The organism is Streptococcus sanguinis (assembly GCF_020729725.1).
GTDB classification, from domain to species: domain Bacteria; phylum Bacillota; class Bacilli; order Lactobacillales; family Streptococcaceae; genus Streptococcus; species Streptococcus sanguinis_V.
This window is the reverse complement of record NZ_JAJEPA010000024.1, coordinates 1-1734: the sequence shown is the minus strand read 5'-3', so window position 1 is coordinate 1734 and position 1734 is coordinate 1. Positions and strand designations below refer to the sequence as shown.

The 1734-nt window shown below is 36.8% G+C and carries 1 protein-coding gene and 1 pseudogene; one reads left to right on the top strand and one right to left on the bottom strand.

Annotated elements, in window-relative coordinates; all coding sequences use genetic code 11:
• Positions 1–1387 (bottom strand): replication initiator protein A (locus K4I03_RS12190; RefSeq protein ID WP_227965583.1); only part of this gene is annotated, 1387 nt, incomplete at its 3' end.
• A gap of 171 nt (positions 1388–1558) precedes the next feature.
• On the opposite strand from K4I03_RS12190, the pseudogene K4I03_RS12185 reads away from it, so the two are divergent.
• Positions 1559–1734, top strand: a pseudogene (locus K4I03_RS12185) (ISL3 family transposase); the annotation flags it as partial.

Below are 1734 nucleotides of genomic sequence, written 5' to 3'. Positions count from 1 at the left end.
AGTCAAAAAGTTCTTCTACATCAGCTTTGGTGTTTCTTTCTGGATAATATTTTTGAATCAGGCCAAAATTGCCATCCTCATGTTCTGCACGATAATTGCTTGCTACTGCTTCTGGAAATTGAACAGTGCAAAGAATAGTCAGCTTCCAGAATTGGAACATCATGGAATAGAAATAGCCCTCTAAGTTTTGAATCGGCTTGCCCTCTAGTTTCTTAACCCGATATTGGTAACTGAATTTTGTAATTTCTTGATCAATTTCATAACTCCAGCATTCCCCAAGGATAGTTTGTGCGCCAGAAAAATCGCTTAACAAAAATCCGTACTCTTTTTCAGCAGCGCGTTTAGCTTGATAAATTTTATTGATGAGGTTTTTTCCTTGCTCACCAAAGAGGGCCAGTTGCTTAACTGACTTTTGGGAAAGGAAATCAAACTGTCCAGCTTTTAGGACATCAGACATTGACAAATGGTCAATAGGCAAATCATCAGCGTATCGATTAGTATCATAATCTTGATAATTAAGTTTAGATAAATTAGTATTACTCTGGTTCAAATTTTGAACTGCGTGCAGTTCATTTTTTAGACTGCGAGAAAAATCCTGATTTGATGCACGTTTAGGAGGAGCTGATTTTTTCTTTACTTGTCCGATTTTCTCCTGCTGGTTAGCATTTTTGATACAACTGTAAGGAGTGGCTGAGGAGAAGTTGATATCAGATACTGCTTTTTCTTCTTCCTGTTCCTTCCGTTCATCTTCTGAAATCTGCTTCAGATCATTTTTTACTTCTTCTTGAGAGAGAGGAAGTAATTGTAATTCTTCGGTTCCTTCTGCATCGTAAATGACACGGCCAGTGAAATCTTCAATTTTTACTAGTACATATTCTTTCTCTTTGACTTTGCGTCCTGATTTATAAGTTTTCCAAGAATAGACGGTCTTATAGTATCTGCGCTCCTGCATAGCTAAATTTACTTTTTGAACATACAGCAGATTAGGTTTATTTGGCCCTTGGCTAACTTCACGAATCAAACCAAAAGCAGCCAATTCTTTTTTAGCATTAATAGCTGAATTTCTGGAGCAATTTAACGACTCCATAATATTTTCAATAGTGAAAAGAATATAAAGGGCTAGGTTTTCATCAACATAAGTGCTATCCCCTGCATTGTAACGGTAGTTACTCAATTTTGCGCGATCGTAACAGACTGCATAGAAACTTTTACTTCTGTCAGACATATTTACATAAGGGCTGGTTGTAACTACTCTATATTGCTTTCCTTCCTCTTTCAGCTTTTCGGCATACGAATAGAAAACTAGAGGCATCTGCAAGAAGCGGATATCTAAGAAATCATTTACAGTGATATCATTATTTACTTGTGGAATAGATACGTTTTTCATAGTGAACTTCCTAACTAATTATTTCCAAGGCTCACTCTTTGATTTTTTCGGCTCTATAATTTCTGTAGTGGGTAAATCCACTGCAGGGATTATAGAGCTTTTTGATTGTATACAAAAAGTCCCATATGACTTATAATGAAAAGCGACCAAACCATCATTAGAAAGGTTCATATGGAACAACTTCATTTTATCACAAACTTGCTCAATCTTAAAGACCTTAACATCACTTTGATTGATTGTCTGGACCAAGGAACTCACAAAGAACTGCTGGCCAAATTGGATTACCAGCCTCCTCAATGTCCCGCTTGTGCTGGCAAAATGGCTAAATACGACTTCCAAAAAGCCTC